The 24612-nt window shown below is 59.7% G+C and carries 21 protein-coding genes; 18 read left to right on the top strand and 3 right to left on the bottom strand.

Annotation, left to right across the window (positions count from 1 at the left end; translation table 11 throughout):
- Nucleotides 1-92 precede the first annotated feature (92 nt).
- Nucleotides 93-773 carry a winged helix-turn-helix domain-containing protein gene (locus KEHDKFFH_RS06940; RefSeq protein WP_104321241.1) on the top strand — a complete coding sequence of 227 codons (681 nt, stop codon included), beginning with the start codon at nt 93-95 and terminating at the stop codon, nt 771-773.
- Nucleotides 760-2250, top strand: coding sequence for a HAMP domain-containing sensor histidine kinase (locus KEHDKFFH_RS06935; RefSeq protein WP_104321240.1), 1491 nt, complete (start codon nt 760-762; stop codon nt 2248-2250). Before KEHDKFFH_RS06940 ends, KEHDKFFH_RS06935 begins: the two co-directional genes overlap by 14 nt.
- Here the strand turns inward: KEHDKFFH_RS06935 and KEHDKFFH_RS06930 are convergent.
- Nucleotides 2244-2525 (bottom strand): hypothetical protein, encoded by a 282-nt coding sequence (locus KEHDKFFH_RS06930; protein WP_104321239.1) that lies wholly within the window; start codon nt 2523-2525, stop codon nt 2244-2246. The genes KEHDKFFH_RS06935 and KEHDKFFH_RS06930 overlap by 7 nt on opposite strands.
- A gap of 302 nt (nt 2526-2827) precedes the next feature.
- On the opposite strand from KEHDKFFH_RS06930, the gene greB reads away from it, so the two are divergent.
- Both greB and KEHDKFFH_RS06920 read left to right on the top strand, forming a co-directional pair.
- Nucleotides 2828-3343 (top strand): transcription elongation factor GreB, encoded by a 516-nt coding sequence (gene greB, locus KEHDKFFH_RS06925; RefSeq protein ID WP_104321238.1) that lies wholly within the window; start codon nt 2828-2830, stop codon nt 3341-3343.
- A 111-nt stretch (nt 3344-3454) separates the two neighbouring features.
- A complete protein-coding gene (locus KEHDKFFH_RS06920) occupies nt 3455-3916 on the top strand; it encodes a hypothetical protein (protein ID WP_104321237.1) in 462 nt (153 codons plus the stop codon).
- 9 nt (nt 3917-3925) lie between these two features.
- Here KEHDKFFH_RS06920 and KEHDKFFH_RS06915 read toward each other — a convergent pair whose 3' ends face one another.
- Nucleotides 3926-4243, bottom strand: a complete 318-nt coding sequence (locus tag KEHDKFFH_RS06915) for a site-specific integrase (protein ID WP_104321236.1) — start codon at nt 4241-4243, stop codon at nt 3926-3928.
- Between the two features lie 133 nt (nt 4244-4376).
- Nucleotides 4377-4637 (bottom strand): acyl-CoA-binding protein, encoded by a 261-nt coding sequence (locus tag KEHDKFFH_RS06910; protein WP_104321235.1) that lies wholly within the window; start codon nt 4635-4637, stop codon nt 4377-4379.
- Between the two features lie 277 nt (nt 4638-4914).
- Here KEHDKFFH_RS06910 and tssB point away from each other — a divergent pair, with 277 nt between their 5' ends.
- The 14 genes from tssB (at nt 4915) to tssM (ending at nt 24537) form a co-directional block, all read left to right on the top strand.
- A complete protein-coding gene (gene tssB, locus KEHDKFFH_RS06905; protein WP_104321234.1) occupies nt 4915-5412 on the top strand; it encodes a type VI secretion system contractile sheath small subunit in 498 nt (165 codons plus the stop codon).
- Nucleotides 5413-5468: 56 nt separating this feature from the next.
- Nucleotides 5469-6950, top strand: coding sequence for a type VI secretion system contractile sheath large subunit (gene tssC / locus KEHDKFFH_RS06900; protein ID WP_008175710.1), 1482 nt, complete (start codon nt 5469-5471; stop codon nt 6948-6950).
- A gap of 3 nt (nt 6951-6953) precedes the next feature.
- Nucleotides 6954-7394, top strand: coding sequence for a type VI secretion system baseplate subunit TssE (tssE, locus tag KEHDKFFH_RS06895; protein ID WP_104321233.1), 441 nt, complete (start codon nt 6954-6956; stop codon nt 7392-7394).
- A 223-nt stretch (nt 7395-7617) separates the two neighbouring features.
- Nucleotides 7618-9390, top strand: coding sequence for a type VI secretion system baseplate subunit TssF (tssF, locus tag KEHDKFFH_RS06890; RefSeq protein WP_104321232.1), 1773 nt, complete (start codon nt 7618-7620; stop codon nt 9388-9390).
- On the top strand, nt 9354-10370 hold the full coding sequence (tssG, locus tag KEHDKFFH_RS06885) for a type VI secretion system baseplate subunit TssG (protein ID WP_104321231.1): 1017 nt from the start codon (nt 9354-9356) through the stop codon (nt 10368-10370). Before tssF ends, tssG begins: the two co-directional genes overlap by 37 nt.
- A 20-nt stretch (nt 10371-10390) precedes the next feature.
- Nucleotides 10391-11707: a type VI secretion system-associated FHA domain protein TagH gene (gene tagH, locus KEHDKFFH_RS06880; RefSeq protein ID WP_104321230.1), complete on the top strand. Its 1317-nt coding sequence runs from the start codon at nt 10391-10393 to the stop codon at nt 11705-11707.
- Nucleotides 11704-12237 (top strand): type VI secretion system lipoprotein TssJ, encoded by a 534-nt coding sequence (tssJ, locus tag KEHDKFFH_RS06875; RefSeq protein ID WP_104321229.1) that lies wholly within the window; start codon nt 11704-11706, stop codon nt 12235-12237. Before tagH ends, tssJ begins: the two co-directional genes overlap by 4 nt.
- Complete coding sequence (tssK, locus tag KEHDKFFH_RS06870) at nt 12237-13571, top strand: type VI secretion system baseplate subunit TssK (RefSeq protein ID WP_104321228.1); 1335 nt, start codon at nt 12237-12239, stop codon at nt 13569-13571. The genes tssJ and tssK overlap by 1 nt, the downstream gene beginning before the upstream one ends.
- A 3-nt stretch (nt 13572-13574) precedes the next feature.
- A complete protein-coding gene (icmH, locus tag KEHDKFFH_RS06865; protein WP_104321227.1) occupies nt 13575-14402 on the top strand; it encodes a type IVB secretion system protein IcmH/DotU in 828 nt (275 codons plus the stop codon).
- A gap of 10 nt (nt 14403-14412) precedes the next feature.
- On the top strand, nt 14413-17046 hold the full coding sequence (tssH, locus tag KEHDKFFH_RS06860) for a type VI secretion system ATPase TssH (RefSeq protein ID WP_104321226.1): 2634 nt from the start codon (nt 14413-14415) through the stop codon (nt 17044-17046).
- A gap of 178 nt (nt 17047-17224) precedes the next feature.
- Nucleotides 17225-18796 (top strand): sigma-54-dependent Fis family transcriptional regulator, encoded by a 1572-nt coding sequence (locus KEHDKFFH_RS06855; protein WP_104321344.1) that lies wholly within the window; start codon nt 17225-17227, stop codon nt 18794-18796.
- The gene (vasI, locus tag KEHDKFFH_RS06850) at nt 18793-19440 is read left to right on the top strand and encodes a type VI secretion system-associated protein VasI (protein ID WP_104321225.1); all 648 of its coding nucleotides are present in this window, start codon (nt 18793-18795) and stop codon (nt 19438-19440) included. The genes KEHDKFFH_RS06855 and vasI overlap by 4 nt, the downstream gene beginning before the upstream one ends.
- Before the next feature lie 34 nt (nt 19441-19474).
- Nucleotides 19475-20911: a type VI secretion system protein TssA gene (tssA, locus tag KEHDKFFH_RS06845; protein ID WP_104321224.1), complete on the top strand. Its 1437-nt coding sequence runs from the start codon at nt 19475-19477 to the stop codon at nt 20909-20911.
- A 32-nt stretch (nt 20912-20943) separates the two neighbouring features.
- A complete protein-coding gene (gene tssM / locus KEHDKFFH_RS06840; protein ID WP_104321223.1) occupies nt 20944-24537 on the top strand; it encodes a type VI secretion system membrane subunit TssM in 3594 nt (1197 codons plus the stop codon).
- Nucleotides 24538-24612: the final 75 nt, after the last annotated feature.

The following is a 24612-nucleotide window of genomic DNA, read 5'->3' as shown; positions in this document are numbered from 1 at the left end:
GGCGACACCCTCTTACAAGATCGTAACTGGCCGGGTTGCCAACTTCTTCGTACCCTTGTCGTTACTGTAATCCGCTATCGGGAGGAGAGCCGGTGAAAGCGCTGGTAATCGAAGACGATCAGGACGTTGCAAATTATCTTGTCAAAGGGCTGAAGGAATCCGACTTCGTGGTCGATCATGCGTCCGATGGCAAGGAAGGCATGATGATGGCGGCCAGCGAAGATTACGACATCATGATTGTGGACCGCATGCTGCCGGGCATGGACGGTTTGTCCATCATCAAGACGGTGCGTGCGACCGGAAACCAGGTGCCGGTTCTGATTCTCAGCGCCCTGGGTGATGTGGACGACCGTGTTGAAGGTTTACGAGGCGGCGGGGACGATTACCTGACCAAGCCGTTTTCGTTTACCGAGTTGCTCGCACGTATTGAATCCCTGGTGCGGCGTAATCGTCAGTCTGCAGAGACTGAAACGGTATTGCGGGTGGCGGACCTGGAAATGGACCTGCTGGCGCGGACCGTCAAGCGGGCCGGACAGAACATTGATGTTCAGCCCCGGGAATTCCGTTTGCTGGAATACCTGATGCGCAATGCCGGTCAGGTTGTGACCCGGACCATGCTGCTGGAAAAAGTCTGGGATTATCATTTTGATCCCCAGACCAACGTGATTGACGTGCACATCAGCCGGCTTCGAGCCAAGATCGATAAGGAATTCGATACACCCTTACTGCAGACCATCCGGGGTGCAGGGTACATGTTACGTGAAACTGCTTAGCCAGCTCAGGACCTCGTCCTTCCAGCTAGCCCTGCTGTACATGGTGGTATTTGCCACCTCGGTATTTCTGTTACTGGCCTTTATCTATTGGCGTACGGCGGGGTTCATGACCGCCCAGACCGACGAAACCATCGAAGCGGAAATCGCCGGTCTGGCGGAGCAGTACCGCGGCCGTGGCGTAAACGGCCTGATCACCATCATTCGTGAGCGTGTTGCCCGCGACCCCAACGCCAAATCCATTTACCTGCTGACCACCGACGACTTCCTCAAGCTGGCCGGCAACATCGAAACCTGGCCGGAAGGCAGCCGTTCCGAGAGTGGCTGGATCAATTTCACCCTGAATGAATCGGTAGGGTGGACAGGGCCCGAACGCCTGGCCCGCGCCCGAATCTTCGAGGTCCAGGGTGGCTTGCGCCTGCTGGTGGGGCGTGATGTCGACGAGCTCACCAACCTGAAGCGGGTGATTGAAACCGCCATCAACTGGGGGATGGGCATCACCCTTGCCCTCGCGTTACTCGGTGGTTTTTTGATGAGCCGGAGCACGACCCGGCGCATCGAGGTGATCAACAACACCTCCCGCCGGATCATGAACGGCCACCTGTCCCTGAGAATTCCAACCCGCGGCACCGACGATGATTTCGACCAGCTGGCGGAAAACCTGAACCAGATGCTGGACCGGATTGTGTATCTGATGGAAGGTATTCGGCACGTTTCCGACAGCATTGCCCACGATTTGCGCACGCCCCTGACCCGGCTTCGTAACCAGCTGGAAAACACCCTGATGTCGGTGGATAACGACGAGGCGAGGGAGCAGGCCGGCAGGGCCGTGGCAGAAGCCGACCAGTTGCTGGCTACCTTCAACGCCTTGTTGCGCATCGCCCGCCTGGAAACCCGGGGTAATACCGCGGATATGAAACCCGTGTCGCTGGATGAGCTGGTAACCGATGCCTGTGAGCTCTACGAGGCTCTGGCAGAGGATAAGGACCAGTCGTTTGAGCAAGGTCTTGAAAGCGGAGTGATGATTGAGGGCGACCGGGACCTCCTGTTTCAGATGGTCAGCAACCTGATTGATAATGCGATCAAATACACGCCCGAGCATGGCGTGATTGGCGTTTCCGTTCGGCGGGAGGGTGCTGAAGCAGTCTTTGAAGTTCGGGATAGTGGCATCGGTATTCCCGACGCCGAGAAGGACCAGGTTTTCCAGCGTTTCTACCGGGTGGGCAAGAGTCGCTCGCTACCGGGAAATGGTCTGGGCCTGAGCCTGGTGAGCGCTGTTGCGGAGATACATCAGGGGCAGATTGTTCTGAGCGATACCCACCCCGGGGAAGAGTCGCCGGGGCTGACCGTAGCGGTGAAAATTCCCGCCTTTACCGAAGCCCGTAAACGCATTCGTGCGGCCCAGGCCGAGCAGCCAGCAGATTCAGCGGCCGGGGACACCCGAGCCGCCTCTCAATCCACCGGCGTAAATACTCACTGACTGGCGCGGAACCGGTTGATTCGGGAGATCACCGGGCCGATCAGGGCGTCTTTGCGAGACTCGATTTCGTGGGTAATCCTTTCAACCTGGGAGCGGCGACGGTTCACTCGTACCTGAATGCTGTCCCATTCACCTTCCAGATGCTTCTGCTCTGCCGCCAGAAAAGCAGCAATGTTGTGGCGGTTGATCTTGCCGGTGATTCCGTACTGGTCCAGCCGGTAGCCAATCACATCCACGCCATTAAGTGCCATGTTCAGCAGCTTCTGAGTATTCATGTTGTTTTCTCCGAGAATGGAAACGTTCGAAAAGAATATGAACGCTACGCTATGCTCCGAACCTAGAGTCTGCAACCTAATTCCCAGGGCCAGCGTTGGTAGTTTCCCTGACTAAAAGGTAATTCCTCGGCCACGCCGGTGTAATCCACGCTGTGCATAATTGAAACTGTAGCTTTGGAAGCCTGCAGATTTGTTGCTTGCTTCTCCCTCCAGCACAGCGCTAGCCTTACCCCGTTTTTACGGGGTTTTTTTATGCCCTTCCATTTTCTGATTGCCAACTGGTAGAGGATGTTGCGAGACCAATGACTCAGGTTCCCGGTAATGGCGGCCCTCGCCCGAGATACATCACGCCGGAAGGCGAACGTGCCTTGCGTGACGAACTGCAGTATCTCTGGAAGGTAAAGCGCCCGGAAGTCACCCAGGCCGTGCGTGAAGCCGCCGCTCTTGGCGATCGGTCCGAGAATGCCGAGTACATATACGGCAAGAAGCAATTACGGGAGATCGACCGTCGGGTTCGGTTCCTCAGCAAGCGCCTGGAAGAGCTCACCGTCGTTGACCGTTTACCAGATGACCGGGACAAGGTATTTTTTGGTGCCTGGGTGACGGTGGAAGACGAGGACGGTGAGGAACAGACCTATCGGTTGGTAGGTGCGGATGAGTTTGATCTGAGCAAAGGCTATCTCAGCATCAACTCGCCCCTGGCTCGGGCCTTGATTGGCAAGCGCCTGGACGATGAAGTGAGCGTTCGCACCCCGGAAGGCTGGAAGTCGGTGTTCGTGGTTGGCATTCGTTACCAGGCGCCCGCCGACGACAAGTGAATGATGTCACAAAATTGCCGAGTGCCCGGGCAGGTTGTCTAATTTGTCGATAAACTGATCAAAATTTGTCACAACTGTACGCAGACAGGATCGTCTGCCGGGGTAAATGCCATGGGTATGCGTGGAGACGCGGGAAACGTTCAGAACAGGGTAAGCACGGCACTGATGTCGGCTGGGCTTTTGACAGCAGCTTTTACTGCCGGTGTGGCGGTTGCCCAGAGCAATAAACAAGACAGTGCTTTCCAGTACCAAGAGCGCTCAACCATCCACACCATCCAGCTGAATTCCATAGAAGAGGAAACTCTGGCCAATACCGTTATCGAAGGTGGTCTGACGGCGCCGGCTGCCGGTGTTCCGCTCAAGCCCCGGGTTGAGGACGATTTTTACCTGGATCCGCTGGGCCTTCGCCCCGGCGATAGCCGCACGGACCTGGGTCGCTCACAGATTCCGGTGGAGTTCCGGTTCAGCAATCCCAAGTCCATTCCCGGGCAGACCCACAGCAACAACTACGTGATCCGCCCACCCGAGAACCGCACTTACGACGCTCTGAACATCAATATGAATGAGCGTTGAGACAGGCTATCAGGCTGCGGCACAGCCATTGTCTCCGGCGGGCGTCTTACCCAATACATCTTCATAGAAAAATGTCAGGGCCTGGCTGGCCTGATTGAAACGCGCCCGGGAGACCCGCATGCGATCGCTCAGGTATTCCAGAAACAGCTGGCGGTCTTCATTGGCCAGCGCATCCGGATCTTTCAGATCGCTAAACAGTACGAATCGGGTGATCCAGTGCAGGTAGGTTTGCTCTGAGCGTTGATTGAGCTTGTGCTTGTGGATTGCGTCCTTGACCCGTGCCACCAAGCCTGGCTGGGACTGTTCCAGCGCTTCCGTGATGTCCATAAATAACTCTTGCTGATGAATTGGTCTTGTTATTTTGGGCGCATCTTATGACAAGAGATTTACGAGCGCAAAGCTTTGTAGAGAAAGATTGACTCTGGTCATTTCATGACCAGAGTCTGGGCTGGAAAAGCGATTACTTCACGGCTTCGAGTTTGTCGATGTACTTCTGCATGGCGTCATCGCTGGACATGCCTTTCAGCTTCTCCCAGGCATCAAACTTGGCGCGGCCAACAAAATCCATCATGCCCGGGCGCTTGCCGGACACATCGCCCTCGGTGGCCTGCTTGTAGAGCGCGTAGAACTCCAGTTTCATCTCGTTGGAGGGTTTGAAGTCGCCCTCAGCGGTCTGGATGTAGTTGACGGCTTCATCGAAGCGGGTTTTCAGGTCACTCATGTTGATCTCCTTATGGTTTTACTTTGGTCCTGTTTGTTGGGCGAGTATAGCCACAGCCATAGGCTCCGTCATTGACTGAATCTTCGTAGACCAGCGGCGGGAAGGAAATTCCGGGCATTCTGGCAAAAGCTTGCCCGGGCGCACATTCCGGAAAAGTGCTGGCCAGTTTTTGCTTGAGAAAGGCAAATGATCTGTGTAGAGTTTTGTTCGTTGCGCGCCAGGAGGGCGCGTACAAGGGATTGAACAATTGCAAATGATTTGCACAGGGAGCAAGCGCATGTCTTCAAAAGACGGTTCCGTCGCGCCTAAAGAGCGCATCAATATCAAGTACGTCCCCGCCACCGGAGATCAGCAGGCAGAAACCGAGTTGCCACTGAAGATGTTCGTTGTTGGCGATTTCAAGGGACACGCCGAAGAAACCCCCATCGAAGATCGCAAGGCCATTTCCGTCGACAAGAACAATTTCCGTTCGGTTATGAAGGAAGCCAGCCTGACCCTTTCCACCACCGTGACCAACAAGCTGGATGAGGAAGCCGACGAACTGCCGGTAAACCTGGAATTCCAGACCCTCGATGATTTCTCCCCCGACAGCGTTGCCCGTCAGGTTCCGGAGCTGAACAAGCTGATTGAACTGCGGGAAGCCCTCGTGGCCCTGAAAGGCCCACTGGGTAACGTACCGTCGTTCCGTTCCAAACTGCAGGAACTGCTGGACAACGACGACGCCCGGGACAAGCTGCTGGCCGAACTGGAACTGGCCACCGACAGCAACGAGTAAGCGAGCGCGCGCTCATAATTTCCGACTGAATTCAAAACGTACTAAAGGGATGTGGTATGTCTGATACTGCTGTGCAGCAATCTGCTGCCTCCGAATCCGTCACTGAAGGCTCTCTCCTCGACCAGGTCATGGCCAACAGCCGTATGGCACCGGCGGATGAGGGTTACGATGTCGCTCGCAAGGGCGTGGCAACGTTTATTGCCAACCTGTTGAAAAGCGATGAGAAAGGCCAACCGGTCAATAAGGCTCTGGTGGACCAGATGGTGGTTGAGCTGGATCGAAAGATCAGCGCCCAGATGGATGAAATCCTGCACGCGCCCAAGCTGCAGGAACTGGAGTCTTCCTGGCGTGGCCTGAAGCTCATGGTGGACCGCACTGACTTCCGCGAGAACATCAAGGTGGATATCCTCCACGCCACCAAGACCGAGCTGCTGGAAGACTTCGAGTTCGCGCCGGACGTTACCCAGACCGGCTTCTACAAGCACATCTATTCCACGGAATATGGCCAGTTCGGGGGTGAACCGGTCGGCGCGGTTGTTGGCAACTACGCCTTTACTCCGTCTACACCCGACATGAAGTTGCTGCAGTACGTGTCATCTGTCGGAGCGATGGCCCATGCTCCGTTCCTGTCCTCGGTGGCACCATCGTTCTTTGGCGTTGACAGCTACCAGGAACTGCCCGCCATCAAGGAACTGAAGGCCGTTTTCGAAGGCCCGAAATACGCCAAATGGCGGTCCCTGCGTGAATCCGAAGACGCCCGCTATCTGGGCCTCACTTCACCGCGCTTCCTGCTGCGGGTACCTTACGATCCTACCGAAAACCCGGTGCGCAGCTTCAACTACAAGGAAGACGTATCGGCGGACCACGAGCATTACCTGTGGGGCAACACCGCCTACCTGCTGGCCACCCGCCTGACTGAAAGCTTCGCCAAGTACCGCTGGTGCCCGAACATCATCGGTCCGCAGAGCGGCGGCGCGGTGGAAGACCTGCCGGTGCACCTGTTCGAATCCTTCGGCCAACTGGAAGCCAAGATCCCGACCGAGGTGCTGATCACCGACCGCCGTGAGTACGAAATGGCCGACGAAGGCTTCATTGCCCTGACCATGCGTAAGGGCAGCGACAACGCGGCGTTCTTCTCCGCCAACTCGGTACAGAAGCCCAAGCAGTTCCCGAACACCAAGGAAGGCAAGGAAGCGGAAACCAACTACAAGCTGGGTACCCAGCTGCCTTACATGATGATCGTTAATCGCCTGGCCCACTACATCAAGGTCCTGCAGCGGGAACAGATCGGCTCATGGAAGGAGCGCCAGGACCTGGAGCGGGAGCTGAACACCTGGATACGCCAGTACGTGGCCGACCAGGAAAACCCGCCCGCGGAAGTCCGCAGCCGTCGACCCCTGCGCGCGGCACAGGTCACCGTCTCTGACGTGGAAGGTGATCCGGGCTGGTACCAGGTGTCCCTGGCGGTTCGGCCCCACTTCAAGTACATGGGTGCCAACTTCGAACTGTCACTGGTTGGCCGGCTGGACAAGGATTAATCCGTGTTCCAGCACCCGGCCAGCGAAGGATCGCAGGCCGGCAGCGGCAGCCTGTTCGAGAGACTTGAGCAGGCTGCCGAACCGGCCGCCCAGAGTATGGGAGACGTCACTCAAGTTGTTGAATCCATCAAGCGCCACCTGGTTCGTCTGCTGAATGCCCACCCTGGCAACAGTGCCAGCGTACCGGACCTGGGCCTGCTGGACTTCAATGACGCCACGCTCGGCACCCACGATCTGAGTGTTCAGATCCGTGGCGCGATCCGGCAGTGCATCGAGAAGTTCGAACCCAGGGTGAAGCGGGTGGATGTGGTTAATCTGCCCCAGGGACCCGATCCGCTGCAGCTGCGGTTTCAGGTGACGGTCTATCTGAACGTCGGTGACAACGACGACAAAACAACCATAGATTTGGTTCTGGATGACAAGCGGTATTACCGCGTGATTTAGACAGCAGGGATAGGAGGGGGTGGCGACACTTTTCTTCTGGGAAAAACAACTCGCTTTGCTCAGACATCTTTTTCCCGCCAGAAAAGCATCCCCACCCCCTCCGGCAAACTGAGTGGTATTTGCTCCGGACTGTTTTGAAGGCAAGGATGAGAGCAGGGGTGTGGTTGGTCTTTCCAAAAGACCAACCACACCCCTGCTCGGAGCCAGACAAGGTGCAGTAACGATGAAGTTAAATCGATTTTACAGGGACGAGCTTAGCTTTCTCCGGCTCCAGGGCCGGGAATTCGCGGATGCCCATCCGCAGTTGACACGGTTTCTGTCCGAGCAGAGCACAGACCCAGATGTGGAACGCCTACTGGAAGGCTTCGCCTTCTTGACCGGGAAACTCCGCGAAAAAGTCGAAGATGAGTTCCCGGAAATCACGCACTCGCTGCTGAACATGTTGTGGCCGAATTATCTGCGGCCGGTACCCAGTTGCACGATCATGCGCTATGATCCGCAGTTGCATGCAATCAGTGAGCGCCAGAGGGTAGACCGCCACACCGAGATCAAGAGCCGGCCTCTGGGCGATGCCAATCGCCAGACCCAGTGCCGGTTCCGCACCTGCCGCGCGGTGGACGTATTTCCCGTGAGCGTTGCCGCGGCCCATGCCGAACACTCACGCGAGGTCTCGTCTGTCACCGTGGACCTTGCGCTGCATACCGATCAGCCCCTGTCGTCACTGGGTATGGAAAGCCTGCGCTTTTATCTGGGCGGCGAGAGTCATATCGCCGAAACCCTGTTTCTCTGGCTGAACCACTATCTGGAACACATCGATCTGGTGGTGGGCGACGCTGTTTACCGCCTGCCTGCCTCGCTGTTGCAGCCTGTGGGTTTTGGCAATGAAGAGGCTCTGCTGCCATATCCCAAGAACGCCTACCCCGGCTACCGCATTCTGCAGGAATACCTCAGCTTCCCTGAGGCCTTCCGTTTCGTGGACATCCACGGCCTGGCACGCCGGCTGCCTGCGCTGCAGGCGGACGAAATCAGCCTGCGTTTCCATTTCAGCCGTATCCTGCCGCCGGACGCCAAGGTGCGGGAAGACAATTTTCAGCTCTACTGCACACCGGCGGTGAACCTGTTTACCCATGAAGGCGAACCGGTGGACCTGAACGGCCGCCAGACCGAATACCGGATTTCGCCTTCCAGCCGCTCCCCGGACCACTACGAGGTGTTCAGCATCGAGCAGGTGGAAGGCTGGCTGGAGGGTCGGTCCGGGCGCGGTGAGCCCCGCATCTACACGGCCTTCGAGAGTTTCCAGCATGAGGTGGAACGGGACCGGGGACGTACCGCCCTGTACTACCGGGTCCGGGCCCGGGACAGCGTGCGCGGGGACGGTTTTGATCATTACATGTCATTTGTCCGGGGCGACGAATCCGAGTGCCTGAGCCGGCAAGAAGCGGTTTCCCTGACCCTGACCTGTACCAACCGCCAGTTGCCCAGCCAGCTGGCGGTTGGCGAAATCTGCATGGCGACCGAGAGCACGCCGGCGTTTGCCACCTTCAGTAACATTACCCGGCCCACCGCGACCCTGCGGCCAACCCTGGATGGCAGCCTGTTGTGGACGCTGATCTCGAATCTGTCACTCAATTACCTGTCCATGCTCGATGTGGATGCCCTGCGCACGGTGCTGCGGGTCTATGATTTCCGGGCTCTGGTGGACCGTCAGGCGGAGCGGGTGTCCCAGAAACGTCTGGCCGGCATTACCGGTATCGAGACGGCTCCGGTTGACCGGATGGTCAAGGGCCTGCCGGTGCGGGGGATCCGCTCGGTACTGAAACTGGACCAGCAGGCCTTTGCATCGGAGGGTGATCTTTACCTGTTTGGTACGGTTCTCAGCCAGTTCTTTGCTCTTTACGCCAGTATCAACGCATTTCACCAACTGGAAGTGGTGAACACCGATAATCAGGAACGGTACACATGGACGTTACAGCAAGGTCAGCAGCCGCTGATGTAGCCGAGCTGCAACCCGTTCTGGGCAATGCGCGGCGATACAGTTTTTTCCAGCTGGTGGATCTGATTCACCGGCACCACGGGGATGATCTGGAGCGAAACAGCGACGACCAGCCCTGCCAGGAACGGATCCGGTTTTCCGCCTCCGCGGGGCTGGGGTTTCCTGGCAGCGATGTGGTTTCGGCGCTGTCCCCGGAGCACGAGCATGCCCCGTATCAGATGGAAGTCAGCTTTCTGGGGTTGCACGGCTCACAGTCGCCTTTGCCGGGCTATTACCTGGAGGATCTGGCCTGGGAAGCGGGACAGAATCTGGGCATCCGGCGGCATTTTCTTGATTTTTTCAATCATCGCCTGGTCACGCTGTTTCACCGTGCGTGGCGCAAGTATCGCTACTACGTTCGGTTTCAACCCGGCGCCTCGGACGGCTTTTCAGAACTGATCTTTGCTCTGATAGGACTCGGCGACAGCCGGTTGCGGGAGGCAACACCGGTTAACTGGTCCAAGATGCTGGCCTATTCCGGCCTGATGGCCGGTCGCAGCCGGTCGCCGGAGGTGGTGAGCGGCATCGTTGCCCATTGCTTCGATCTGGACGATGTCAGTATTGAACAGTGGGTCCTGCGCAAGGTGGCCATCGCCGATGATCAACAGACCCGACTGGGCCAGGCCAACGCCTGTCTGGGCAGCGACATATTGGTGGGATCCGCCATTCGGGATCGCAGTGGCAAATTCGTGCTCCGGTTGCGGAATCTCAGCCGACAGCGCTTTGCGGATTTCCTGCCCAATGGCCAGGACCACCAGCGCCTGGTCAAACTCGTGGAGTTCGCTACACGGGAGCAACTGGCCTACGACCTGGAGCTTCAAATGCGTCCGAAAGACATCCGCCCCATGGAGCTGGGGGAAGATGTCCGGCTGGGCTGGAATTCCTTCGTGACCCCGGAAAAGGCTCGGCGCCGACCGGCGGTCCGGATTCAGATTCGCCGGTAAACCCGGCAGGGAAGGCATTCATGGATGAACAACAGGCTGCGGGCCTCAAGCTGACAGTCACCAATCCGACCGTTGCCCGCGGTGGGGCAACCATCGAGCACTGTTTCAGCGTTCGCGGCGGCTCTATCGGTACAGCAGCCAGTGATACCTGGCGGCTATCGTCCCAGCGAACGGGTGCGGTTCCCGGCCACGCGGAGATCCGTTTTCTGGACGGCGGCTTCTGCCTGATTGATCGCAGTGGCCGGACCTACATCAATAGCGCAAGTCAGCCTGTGGGTCGGGGCCGTCGGGCACGACTGAATCATGGCGATACCGTCAGTATTGGTCGCTATCAACTTCGTGCCGAGTTGGCCGAGGCTGTTGGCGACCCGTTGCTTGAGACAGGTGAGGCAGAGCAGGCCGGGCAACTGATTGATGTTGATGAAGGGCCGCTGGTGCGGGCCGAGGACCTGACCAGCCAGACCGAGAACCCGGAGCCGCTGCAGAATTTTGCCCCGGTATCCGGGGAGGCAGTCAGTGATGACCCATTGGCGCCCTGGAGCGGGCAGCCGGACGAACAGAAGTCGGATACTGACGCGCTGATGGCCAGTGAGACCTCCTGGCGCGCCGCTGAAAGGCATGTTTCGGATGAGTACCGTGAAAACCGCGACGTAGCAATGGGCCTACCCGTTCGCAAAGGAGAGAAAGACAGGATGTCTGAGATTGCAAAGAGCGCTGATCGCCGGGAGGCTTCAGATCAGAGCAGCAAACACATCAGTGGCGCCCCCCTGTTGCGGGGTATGGAAGCCGGGCTGGACTTTGCTGACAGCGATGAGATGCGTCTGTTCCTGGAGGAAGCGGGGCAGACTCTGAAGGCGACCGTGGAAGGGTTGTTGGCGCTGCACCAGGGAGAAGACAGCAGGCATCAGGCGCTGCGAACCCGCCTGCAACCCATTGAGGATAATCCACTGCGGTTGGGTGAGGGTTATGAAGATACGGTGCAGACCCTGTTCGCCAGCCACCGTAGCCCGGTTCACCTGTCGGCGCCGGCGGCGGTGCGGGAGAGTCTGCAGAGCCTGAATCACCACCAGCAGGCCACCCGTGAGGCCATCAGCGAGGCGTTGGAGGCCATCCTGCATGCCTTTTCTCCCGAGGCCTTGCTGCGTCGTTTCCATGGTTACCGTCGGGGACTGCGCCAGAACGAGGACGAGGGACGCTGGGCCTGGGATATGTACCAGCACTATTACCGAGAGTTGAAATCCAGTCGTCAGCAGGGATTCGAGCGCCTGTTCCAGGAAGTGTTCGAACAGGCTTACGACCAGAACCTGCGCCAACTACAGAGGGAGAACCCGTTGTGAAGACCTGCAAATGGAGTTTGCTGGCCATCGTCTTCGTGCTTGCCGGATGCAGCACACCCTATAACGCGGTCACCAAAACCGCAAAAGTGCTTTGGGACCCGGATATCCCGGTGGGATACCCGGAGGATTTGCCCAGCCGGGTCGGTCTGACCATGGTGGCCGAACCGGATGTAAACCCGAATGAATCCCTGGCACCCACGCCCATTGCGTTTCAGATCATCGAGATGCGCGACAGCTCACTCTTGATGGCCGGGGATTTCGACCAGCTACTGAGTGACCTCGAGTCGTCACTGGGCCAGAACTATGTCGATCACAGCGATTACTCCCTGGTGCCGGGCCAGTTCAAGTTCATCGAACCCTTTGAAATTGGCAAGGATACCCGGTTCATCGGCGTGATCGCCTTCTATGCCTATCCCAACCTGTCCCAATGGAAGAAGGTGGTGAAGGTGGATCCCATCGGCGGTCGCTACAACCTGCTGGTGAACCTGCGGGAGCGGGAAGTTCAACTCAAGCATTCGGATGACACCTGATGACCGTAACCAATCGAGTGGTCTGGAGTGATGGTCTGTTCATCAAACCCCAACACTTCCAGCAACAGCAGCGATATCTGGAACATCAGATCAATGAACGGGCACTCGCGATCTCAGATTATCTGTATGGCTTCAGCGATCTGGAACTGAACGCAGAGTACCTGAGTTTCGGCCGGGTTGGCCTGGTGCGGGCATCCGGCCTGTTCCCGGACGGGACCCGCTTCAGTCTGCCCCAGGACGACGTGATGCCTGAACCGATGGAAATCACCGATGCCTCAGTGGCCAATCAGGTCGTCTACCTGGCGTTGCCGCTGGGCAGTGAAAGCCTGGCGGAAGTGGAATGGCCGGACGCCCCCGTGGCCGGCCGGTTCCGTGCCGACTCCCGGGAAATCCGGGATCTGCATTCGATCGACGGCGATGCCCATACCATCGATGTGGGCCGCGTGGCGCCCCGCCTGATGCTGGAGCGGGAAGATCGCAGCGCCTATGCGGCCCTGGCTATCGGTCGGATTCTTGAAAAGCGCCCGGACGGAAGCCTGGTGATGGATCCGAACTTCCTCCCCACCATGCTGAGTGTGCGAGCCGCGCCCAGGCTGCAGAGATTTGTCGGTGAAATGGCGGGACTGATGCGGGAACGGGCACGCAATATCGCCGAGCGTGTCGGAGCACCGGGGCAGGGCGGTGTTGCCGACGTGGCTGATTTCATGTTGTTGCAGATGCTGAATCGGGCCCATCCCAGGTTCATGCATCTGGCCCGCCTGCGCCAGTTGCATCCTGAACGGCTGTTCGAAGCCCTGCTTGAACTGTGTGGCGAGCTGGTGACCTTTACCGATGAAGGACGCTTGCCGAGGGAGTACCCGGCCTATGACCACGATCTCCCGGAGGATTGTTTTACCCCGCTCATGCAGGTTCTGCGGCAGTCCCTGAGCACGGTTCTGGAACCGAGGGCCCTGGCTATCCAGCTCCAGCAGCGCCAGTACGGCCTGACCGTGGCCCCGGTCCAGGATGCCCAGTTGGTCCGGGATGCGGAATTCATTCTGGCGGTCAAAGCCGACATGCCACTGGACGATCTGCGCAAGCAGTTTACTCAGCAGTGCAAGGTGGCCTCTGTGGAAAAAATCCGGGATCTCATCAGCCTGCAGCTGCCGGGAATTCCGCTCGCCGCGTTACCGGTTGCACCCCGACAGTTGCCGTACCACGCCGGCTTCGTGTACTTCCGCCTGGACGACCAGAGCCAGGCCTGGCAAATGCTCGACAACGCCAGCGGCTTCGCGTTCCACGTGGCCGGCAGTTTCCCGGGTATGGAAATGCAGTTCTGGGCAATCAGGAGCTAAATCATGGCAGATGCACAGGTAATGGACTTACCCAATGGCAGCAGGAATTCCGGCAGCAGTGCGTTCAGTGATCTGATTTTTGCCGACAGCCGGGCAGCAGCTGAGGGCAACAGGGAAGGCCAGGTTGACGAGCAGTTCCAGCTCAGAGGGTTGGAACATAACCGCCTGATTGACGCCGCCACACCATTGCTCGGCCTGGTGATCAGGATACGCAGGCTGGCGGATTATCGCGCGGTGGAAACCCTCTACCAGCAGGTGGTGGATGAAATCGCTGCCATCGACCGGGAACTGGTGGAACAGGGTTACGACCGGCCGGTTGTTGTCGCCTATCGGTACGTTCTCTGCGCCTTCATCGACGAGGCCGTGCTGGGAACGGACTGGGGCGCCCATAGCGTCTGGTCTCAGCACTCCCTGCTGTCCCGCTTCCACAACGAGACCTGGGGTGGGGAAAAGGTTTTTGCCATTCTTGCCCGGATGGAGCAGGAACCGGCCCGTTATCGCGACATGCTGTCGTTTATCTACCTGTGCCTCTCCCTGGGTTTCGAAGGGCGGTACAAGGTGATGGAAAACGGCCGGGATGAATACGACCGGATTGTCCGTGGCCTGCACGAGCAACTGAAAGCGTTGCAGGAGGAACAGGACCAGCCGCCTCTTGCGGATGCCCGGGCGAACGTGACGCCAACCCGGAACCGGTTGCGCAGCGGCATGCCCGTCTGGGGCGTTGCAGCTCTGTTTGTGGCGGCCATGGCCGGCATCTACTCCCTGTATAACATGGCACTGAACGAGCGCATCACGGACGTATTGCGCGTACTCGACCAACTACCGAAATAAGGACATCAACGTGATTCGGGTAGAACTGCCGGCGCTGATCGGGCGCCTCAACGACATGTCACGCCAGGCGCTGGAAGCCTCCGCCGCGCTGTGCATCAGCCGCCAGGGCGCGGAAATCACTCCGGCCCATTTGCTGTTCAAACTGCTGGAGACACCGTTTTCCGACGTGCGCCAGATTCTGGAGCACACCGGCATTGATCATCAGCAACTGCAACCGCTGGTGGGCGACAGCCTGAACGGAGAGGCGCAAAGCGCTGAGCCCTATCCATCGTTCTCACCGCTGTTGGTGGAACTGATGCAGGATGCCTGGCTGCTGGCTTCCACTGAACTGGGTCACACCGAACTGCGCTCCGGCGTCGTATTCCTGGCCCTGCTGATGAATGCCGACCGATACCTTATGCCCCGGGTGGCACAGGCACTGATGGACATCAACCGTGAGCAGCTGCGCAAGCAATTTGACCGGTTAACCCAGGGCTCCGCGGAGAGGCTGGAACCGAGCGAACAGGAACCCGGGCAACCGGTGGCAAGCGCGGATCTGGACCCGCTCAAACGCTACGCCACCGACTTCACCGGACTGGCCCGGGAAGAAAAACTGGACCCGGTGGTGTGCCGTGACGCCGAGATCGACCAGATGATCGACATTCTCTGCCGCCGCCGCAAGAACAACCCTATTGTGGTGGGCGATGCCGGTGTGGGCAAAAGCGCCGTGGTGGAGGGCCTGGCTCTGCGCATCGTTAACGACGACGTGCCTGACCGCCTGAAAAACGTTGAGCTCTGGACCCTGGACATGGGCGCCCTGCAGGCCGGCGCCTCGGTGAAGGGCGAGTTCGAGAAACGCCTCAAAGGCGTTATCGAAGCGGTCAAAGGCTCCGCTACCCCCATCATCCTGTTCATTGACGAAGCCCATACCCTGATTGGCGCCGGCAACAGCGAAGGCGGCTCCGATGCCGCCAACCTGCTCAAACCGGCCCTTGCCCGGGGCGAGCTGCGCACCATCGCCGCGACCACCTGGCGCGAGTACAAAAAATACTTCGAAAAAGACCCGGCACTGAGCCGGCGTTTCCAGCCTGTGGCGCTGGATGAGCCCACACCCGGCGAAGCTGTCCACATCCTCCGTGGCCTGCGCACCGTCTACGAAAAAGCCCATCAGGTCCTGATCGCCGACAGCGCCCTGAAAGCCGCCTCCGACATGTCTGCCCGTTACCTTGCCGGCCGCCAGTTACCGGACAAAGCCATCGACGTACTGGACACCGCCTGCGCCCGGGTCAGCCTGAATCTGACCATGCCGCCCAGACGCCTGAGCCACGTCCGCAGCGAGCTGCATCAGTTGGCCATGGAACAGAATCTGCTGAGCCGGGAACACACCCTGGGGCAGAGCGTCGATGCCGAACGGGAAAGGGAACTGGAACAGCGCATTGCCGGGATCACTGCTGAATCCGCAGCCCTGGAACAACGCTGGAACGACCAGCGGGAACTGGTGGCACGACTGGTGGAGATTCGGGAACAGTTGCTCACCGGCGAATCCCAGGCACAAGCGGATACCTCTGAATTGACCGATGGGGATACAGAAGAACGCCCGGAGCTGAAAAGCGAAGCCGCCGCCATCGAGCAGGAACTGACTGAACTCCAGGCCGACGAGCCGCTGGTACACGCCCGCGTTGATGCCAGACAGGTGGCCGAAGTCATCGCCGACTGGACCGGCATTCCGGTCAATCGCATGACCACCGACGAACTGGAAAAAATCACCCATTTGCCGGCGTATCTGCAGGAGCACATCAAAGGCCAGGACACCGCCATCGACTGCCTGCACCAGCACCTGCTCACCGCCCGCGCCGACCTGCGCCGCCCCGGCCGCCCCATGGGCGCCTTCCTGCTGGTGGGTCCCAGCGGCGTTGGCAAAACCGAAACCGTGGTACAACTGGCCGAACTGCTCTACGGTGGCCGCCAGTTCCTCACCACCATCAACATGTCCGAATACCAGGAAAAACACACCGTCTCCCGCCTGATCGGTTCACCCCCGGGTTACGTTGGCTTCGGCGAAGGCGGCATCCTCACCGAAGCCATCCGCCAGAAACCCTACTCCGTGGTCTTGCTCGACGAAGTCGAAAAAGCCCATCCGGAAGTCCTCAACCTGTTCTACCAGGCGTTCGACAAAGGCGAACTGGCTGACGGCGAAGGCCGACTCATCGACTGCAAAAATGTCGTCTTTTTCCTCACCTCCAACCTCGGCTACCAGACCATCGTCAACCACGCCGAGTCCCCGGCCAGCCTGGACGAAGCCCTCTACCCGGAACTGGCCAGCTTCTTCAAACCGGCCTTGCTGGCAAGAATGGAAGTGGTGCCCTACCTGCCTCTGGGCGAGGAAACCCTCAACCGAATCGTTGGCGACAAACTCCAGCGCCTGGCGGACCAGATCAAGGCCCGTTATCACACCGAAGTGGAACTTCAGGACGGCCTGATCGATGCCATCCGCAGCCGTGCGACAAGAAGCGAAAACGGCGCAAGGATGCTTGAGTCGATCATCGAGGGTGAGCTGTTGCCGCCGGTTTCATTGGCGTTGCTGGAGAAACTGGCGGCGAGGGAGCCTGTTACGAAGGTCACGTTGGGTGTTGAAGACGCCAGATTCACAGGAATGGTGGTTTAGGATCACTCTAAAGTAGCGCAGCGTGGGGTTATGCTTTCCAAAACCCTGCGGAGCCAAGGATGGCGGAGCGGAGCCTACAGGGATGTATTCACGGCGTGTTTTGGAAAGCATAACCCCACGGTGTGCGGTCGACGAACACAAAAGCATAAAAATCTTAGGGAAGAGAACCATGGGACGGATGCAGATGGAACTGCACACCGGCATCGACCTGGCGGTGGCCCTGATCCAGCAGGACAACCTGCCGGATCTGCTGAAAACCGCCACAAGACAGCTGGAAAACGCCTTCGGACTGACCCGCTGCTGGGCACTCGAACTCGACCTCAGTGGCCGGACCCTGCACTGCAGCGACCTCGCCGAACAGGGCGAATTCGACTGCGGTGACTTCAGCCACCCCTTTGCCCACGTGCTGCAAACCGGCAAAGCCCGGGAACTTACCCGTGCCGCCAGCTACCGCCTGGACCACGTTGGCTTCCAGGCCCTCTTCGAGGCCAGCGACCGGGCCCGTTCTCTGTGGCTCGAGCCCCTCACCGGTAATGATGGCCGAACCCTGGGGGTGCTCGTCCTGTGTCGGGACGAACCCGACTGGGACGGCATTACCGGCCAGCCTCTGTATTGTGGCCTACGGCAACTGCTGGTTCATCAATGGATTACCCAGCTTCAAAGCCGCGACCAGGTCTGGCAACGCCGCCTGCTCAAGCGGTCACTGGATCATCTGCACGACGCCGAAACCGTTCGCACCCGGTGCGAACAACTGGCCCGAACCCTGGTCGGCAACTCCCAGGCCATGACCAGCCTACGGGCCCAGATCGTCCGGGCCGCCGGCAGCCAGCTGTCCGTTTTGGTTCAGGGAGAAACCGGCTGTGGCAAGGATGTGGTCGCCCGCGGTATCCATGAACTGTCCGACCGGGCCGATGGCCCGATGGTGGTGGTCAACTGCGCCGCGATTCCGGATACCCTCCTGGAAAGCGAACTTTTCGGGCATACCCGAGGCGCGTTTTCAGGCGCCGACCACGACAAGCAGGGGCTTCTGGCACAGGCCAACGGCGGCACCCTGTTCCTCGATGAAATCGGCGACATGCCCTTGGCCCTGCAGTCGAAACTGCTCCGGGTGCTGGAGAGTCGTCAGTTCCGCCCGCTGGGGGCCCGCGAGGAACAGCATTCGGATTTTCGCCTGGTAGCGGCCACCCACCAGCCGCTGCAGGCAGGTATTGAAGACGGCAGCTTCCGGCGGGACCTATTTTACCGCCTGAGCCAGTTTCCACTGCGGGTGACCCCCTTGCGGGAGCGCCCCGACGACCTCGAAGCCCTGAGCCGTCACTTTATCCGGTTGTATACCGAGCGTGAGGGTAGCGGGCCCATGGGCATTTCCAGCCACGCTCTGCACCTGCTGGCCGGATACGACTTCCCGGGCAATGTCCGTGAGCTGCGCAACATCATTGAAATGGCCTGCCTGCAGACCCCGGGCGGGGATGATATCCAGCCGGAAGTTCTGAGGATTAATGACCTGTTTGAAGAGTCCGATGGTTGGATCAGCGCACCCTGGGATGCCAGAGACAGAAATCCCGTTGATCTACCCGTTGTGGAAGAGATCCGGGATCTTAAAGCCGCGGCACAGGCCTTTGAAGCGGCGATTATTCGTGAGCGATTGCGCCAGTACGCTGGCAACCGGGCCCAGGCGGCGGAAAGTCTCGGCCTGCCAAAGCGGACCCTGGCCCACAAGTGCCTCAAGTACCAGGTGACAGAGTCATGATTCCCCGAAGAGTGCGATTAACCGGTGGTGTTGCAGCGGCTTTGGCGCTGCTTTCACTGGTGTCCAATGCCAGCGCTGGCCAGCTTGAGGATGCCCGCCTCTGTACCAGTGAGCCCCAGCGACTTGAACGGCTGGCCTGCTTTGACGAGGTTTTTGGCACCCCCCTGGCGGAATCAAACGGGGAACTTGCGGCTCCGGATGCCCGTCGATCCGAGCGATGGCGACAGGCCTACGCCAGCCTTGATGCAGAAAATGCCGGTGCCGGTGTGCTTTACCGGAATACCGGGCGAGCAGCTGGCCAACTGGTGACGGTTCCCGCTTTGGGGATTCAACCTCCCAGGCCTCTGCTGGCCCTTCAGTGCCACAACAACATCACTGAACTCACTCTGATGCTGCCTGAGGCAATGGACGAGGAGCGGGTTCAACTGGGGTTTGGCCGGGGACAGACCGTCTGGCGGGTGCGGGACAACGGTTTCGTGCTCAGCGGCGGCCGGGGACTGCCAGCCATTCGTACCGTGAAAGCCATGATCGACGGCACAGAGGCGCGCATTGACTCGCCCAACAGCCGCATCAATGGCCTGCTGTTTGATCTCTCGGGATACCGCCGGGCAATCGAACCGCTTCGCGAGACCTGTGGCTGGTAAATGCCGGCGGAACACAGCGATTCAGGACAGAAACATGCAGATCATTGAGCAACATCCCTACGTTGAACAGGTTGTCTCACCATTGCCCAGTGATTCGGGTGTGGGGGAAGCCCTCGGAGACGATCCGACGCTGGAGTCTCTGGAAAACGAGATCATGAAGGTGGGCTCTCTGGCCCATACTGACATCGACTGGAGCAAGGTTGAAAACGACGCCCTGACGATTCTCTCGGACCGCAGCAAGGATCTGAAAGTGCTCGGTTTTTTGCTGATCGCCCTGCAGCGTGGCGGCGACGGTGAACGGTTCGCCCTGGCCCTGTACCTGCTGCACCGGGTGCTGGACGAATGGTGGGAGCAGGCCTGGCCCTACCCTGGAGAGACGGGCAAGCGGGCCCGCAAGATGATGTTCACCCAGATGCTCCAGCGCGCCGGCAAAGGCGTAGACGCCCTGGCGTTCGATGGCAGTGTTGGCGACGGTCGGGCGTTCTGCCTTGAACTTCTGGCCAGACTGATGGACCAGGCCGCTGGCCGGGAATTGCCGGAGGAGTCACTGCAGGATCTTAAACGGGCGGTTGAAAACCTGCCCAGGGTTAACGACGCCACGGCAGCCCCCGAACCCCGTCCGCCGGCAGGGCAGGTCAGCCAGGATTCGGGAACTGAAACGCCAGAGCAGAAACCTGCATCGTCGAAGCCTTCCCTGGGGGCACTCACCCTGGACCCGGGCGATGAGCGGGCAACCCGGCAGAGTCTTCTGAAAGTCGCGGACATGCTCACCGAAACCGGGCCGGACCAGCCTCTGGGGTATCAGATTCGCCGTTACGCTATCTGGCAGAACATCACCACGGCACCACCGACACGGGACGGAAAACGCACCGATCTTGCCGCCGTGAGTGCCGATCGGGTGGCTGACTATCGCGAAGCCCTGGAAAAATCGGCGGACCTGGCATTGTGGCAGAAAATCGAGCAGAGCCTGTCGGTCAGTCCATTCTGGCTGGACGGCCATTGGCTAAGTGCCCAGGTAGCAACGGCCCTTGGCCACCACGCCTGCGCAGAGGCAATCCGTGTGTCTGCAAAGGAGTTTGTCGAGCGCCTTGCCCAGTTGCCGGAGCTCACCTTCAACGACGGCACCCCGTTCTTGTCCCGGGACGCCGAAGAGTGGCTCTGGTCCGCGCCGGCGACCGGTGGTTCCGCCGGCAGCGCCAACGCCTGGGAGCAGGCTTATGACAAAGCCCGGGAGCTGGCCGGGCAAAAGGGACTGGCTGCCGGGATGCAACTTCTGGAGGACGGGCTGGCGGAAGCGAGAGAGCCAAGAGACCGCTTTTACTGGCGTCTTGTCAGCGCCCGATTGATGAAAGACGCGGGCCTGAAATCACTGGCCACGCAGCAGATTCAGGATCTGCAAACGCAGGTTCGCGGGCTGGCTCTCGAGGACTGGGAGCCCGCCCTGATCAGGCAGCTTGAAAAGCTGGGTTGATCCCCGGAACACACCAAGGAATAACAGCAGGAATGGACACCATGTGGAGAAAAGCTTTACTCATCGGTCGCTGGCTTCTGCCATACTTCAAAAACGCAGCCCCGGTCACCCTGACACTGGGCGTTATTGCCTTGCTGGTGGCAACCTGGTGGCTGGGGCCACGCTGGGAGCTCAATGGTGAGTTTCCATTGGCGGCCTGGCAGATGCGGGCCCTGGTAACCCTGGGCGTTGTGTTGGTCGTCGCCATGGTGTGGGGCATGATGCTGGCGCGCCGCCTGCGCAAGGTGAACGTCAGGCAGGCCGAAGCGCAGAGGGAACAGGAAGATCCGATTCTGCCCATGGAGCGCAAGCAACAGCGCCTGCTGGATCGCCAGCTGGCGGCCCTGAAAAGCAACCTCCCCGGCCGCAAAGGCATTTACCGGCTGCCCTGGTATCTGGTGATGGGCCTTGAGGATGCCGGCAAGACCAGCCTGATTCAACGGTCCGGGCAGACCTACACGCTCACCAACGTAACCCGCAACAATCGGTTGGATCGCAATGCCTTCGGTTTTGACTGGTGGATCGGCGATGAAGGCGTGCTGATCGATCCGGATGGTGAACTGCTGAGCCAGAGTCAGGGTGAGGGCGCCGGCGCGGAGATCCAGCAGCGTCTTTGGCATCATTTCATCGCCTGGCTGGAGCGAAATCGCCCTCAACGTCCTCTAAATGGTGTGGTGCTGGCCATAGATCTGGCCAGTCTCAGCGTGGCAGACCCCGGCCAGAGGCGGGACCGGGCAATTCTGTTGCGCACGCGCCTGCGGGAACTGATGGAGCAGATCGGCTCCCGCCTGCCCGTTTATGTCACCTTCACCAAGATGGACCTGCTTTACGGTTTTGGCCCGCTGGTGCGGACCCTGAGCAAGCAGGACAAGGAGCGGGCACTGGGCTTTACCTACAGCCTCGAAGGTCAGATGGATAGCGATGATTGGTTGAACCAGTTCGCCGACCGATACACCGCCATGGTTGAGCGGCTTACCGATCGCTTGCCGGATGTTCTGGCCAATACCCGGGACGCTGAGGAGCGGGCAGCGGCCTATTCCTTTACCCGCCAGCTTGCCGGGCTGAAGCCTGTTCTGGAGCATTTCCTGACCGACCTGCTGTCTGCGGATGTGTTCTCGACACCGGCGATGGTTCGCGGCACCTACTTCACCTCGGTGTTGCAGGAGGGAGTGCCGGAAGATGCCTTTGTCTCGGCAGCTGCCGCCAACTACCAGATTGCCGGGCCCATTCAGCCTGCTCAACGGGCAGGGCAGTCCGCCACCCTGTTTACCCGGGCACTGTTCCCCGAGATCATCTATCCGGAGGCTGGCCTGGCCGGTGATAACCGACGGGTGATTCAGTCCCGGCAACGCCGGCTGGCCGTGGCCGCCGTGGTGGCTGTTTGTGCCGGTGCGGGTATGACCGCCGGCTGGCAGCATTTCTTTATCAAGAATGCAGAGGCCGCTGCCGCCGTGGAAGCCCGTGTTCAGGGCTTTATCGATAGCTGGCAGCCGGTGGGCTTTGAACCGGACAGCACCGGCCGGAACCTGCTCGGCCCGCTGGATGAACTTCGTGAGGCAACGCTGGCCTTTGGCGACCATCGCCGGAACTGGCCGTTGCTCAGTGATATGGGCCTGTACCGTGGCCATGAGGTGGGCCCGGAAGTTGAGGAATCCTACCTGGATATGCTGGCATACCAATATTTGCCAGCCCTGATGTTCGGTGTGATGGCCGAGATGGGTCAGGCGCCGGACAATAGCACTGAGCGCCTGGAGCATCTGCGGGTGTTGCGCATGCTGTATGACGCCAGTGGTCGTCGGGACGATATTGTGACCCGCTACATGCAGAACCACTGGCAGGAGGCGTTTCCCGGCCAGAGTGAACTGCAGCAGCGGCTACTGGGTCATCTGGACTATGCCATGGCGCATACCGATCTGGCACAGCTTACTCGCCAGGGCGATGCGGTTGCCGATATGACCCTGGCGCCGTTTCGTAGCAGTGTCCAGTGGGCACAACATGAGCTTGGTCGGATTGCCACGCCAGACCGGGTCTATCGGGATCTGGAAATTGAAGCAGAACAGGAATTCCGGGCACCGTTGGAACTGGCCAGGGCATCCGGGCCGGCATTCAGCACGGTGTTCACCCGGCTGGATGACTATGGCGAGCCGTCCGACTCGGGGGCAGCGGTGGAAGAAGATCCATTGACCATCCCCGCGTTGCTGACCCGGGAGGGACTGGAAAAATGGTTCCTGCGCAAGTCCGGCTTGGTAACGGAGCTGGCTCTGGTGGACGCCTGGGTGCTTGGCCGCCGGGACAACGTTGACTTCAGCAAGGCGGATGAAGCCAGACTGCTGGCCAGTTTGCAGACCCTCTATGCCGAGCACTATGCCGAGGCCTGGCGTACTGCGTTGAGCCGCATCGATATTCAGCGGTTTGAGGACCTGAACCACGGCGTACGTATTCTGGAGAGCCTGACCAGCGGCCACGTGCCCCTGGCAAACCTGCTCGGGCAGGTTCGCGATAACACTCGCCTCGTGCCTTCGGCAGAAGGGGAGAGTACCGCAGCCCGGGAACTTCTGGAGCAGTCGCCCCATTTCCGCATGCTGCAGGATATTGAACGGCAGTTTGCGGAACTCAACCAGTTGACCCGGGAAAATGGCGACCAGCCAACCGGGCTTGAACAGATCATGCTGGTGGTCGGGGAACTTCACGAGTACATGCGCAACATCCAGGAAGCGCCAGACAAGGGCAAGGCTGCGCTGGCCGCCGCCCGGGCCCGCATGGGCCTGCAGGGAGCCGACCCGATCTTCACCCTGCAGCGCATGGCCGCCAACCAGCCTGAGCCCCTGAGCCGACTTCTGACCCGGTTGGCCACGGAAAGCTGGCGAGTGGTTCTGGACCAGGCGGTGGCGCAGCTGGAGCGTGAGTGGTACCGCGAGGTGTATCAGCCCTTCCAGCAGAATCTGGCCCGCCACTATCCGTTCAATCCGGACTCCGGGCGGGATGTTGCACTGCAGGATTTTGAACGGTTCTTTGCCCCGGGCGGCGTACTGGACGCCTTCTATCAGGACAATCTAAAACTGTTCCTGGAGGATCACCCGGAACAGGTGGGCGATGCCCGACGTGCCGGCCTTGTGCGCGGTGCGGTAATGACTTCCCTGGAAAATGCCGACCGAATTCGCAGGGCCTACTTTACCCGGGGTGGTTCCCTCGATGTGGAGTTCGCGCTGGAGCCGCTCAACCTCTCAGCCAACAAACGCCGCAGCGTGGTCAATGTCGACGGCCAGCTGGTGGAGTTCAGCCACGGGCCGCGCCAGAGTATTCCGCTGGTCTGGCCCAATACCCTGCGGGAATCTGTTGAGAGCCGTATTACCCTGGTGCCGATCCAGGTGAACCGTTCACCACGCAGCCTCTCGGAAAGCGGCCCCTGGGCCCTGTTCCGACTGCTCGATAAAGCCGACATTACCGGCGTGAGCAGCAGCGCGGTGGATGTCCGGTTCCGGGTTGACGACGGGGAGATGCGTTATCGCCTCCACGCGGCCAGCAACACTAACCCGTTCACACAGCAGCTACTGGCGGGGTACCGCATACCCCGCAGCTTGTATTAAAATCTTTCAGTACACTAGGGCCGCCCTGATGAGAGCAGGACGTTTTCATCAGGGCTGAGTCTTCGCACAGGATGG

It is taken from the genome of Marinobacter maroccanus (assembly GCF_002933275.1).
Lineage (GTDB): Bacteria > Pseudomonadota > Gammaproteobacteria > Pseudomonadales > Oleiphilaceae > Marinobacter > Marinobacter maroccanus.
The sequence above is the reverse complement of the archived record's forward strand: the minus strand, read 5'-3'. Positions and strand labels throughout refer to the sequence as shown.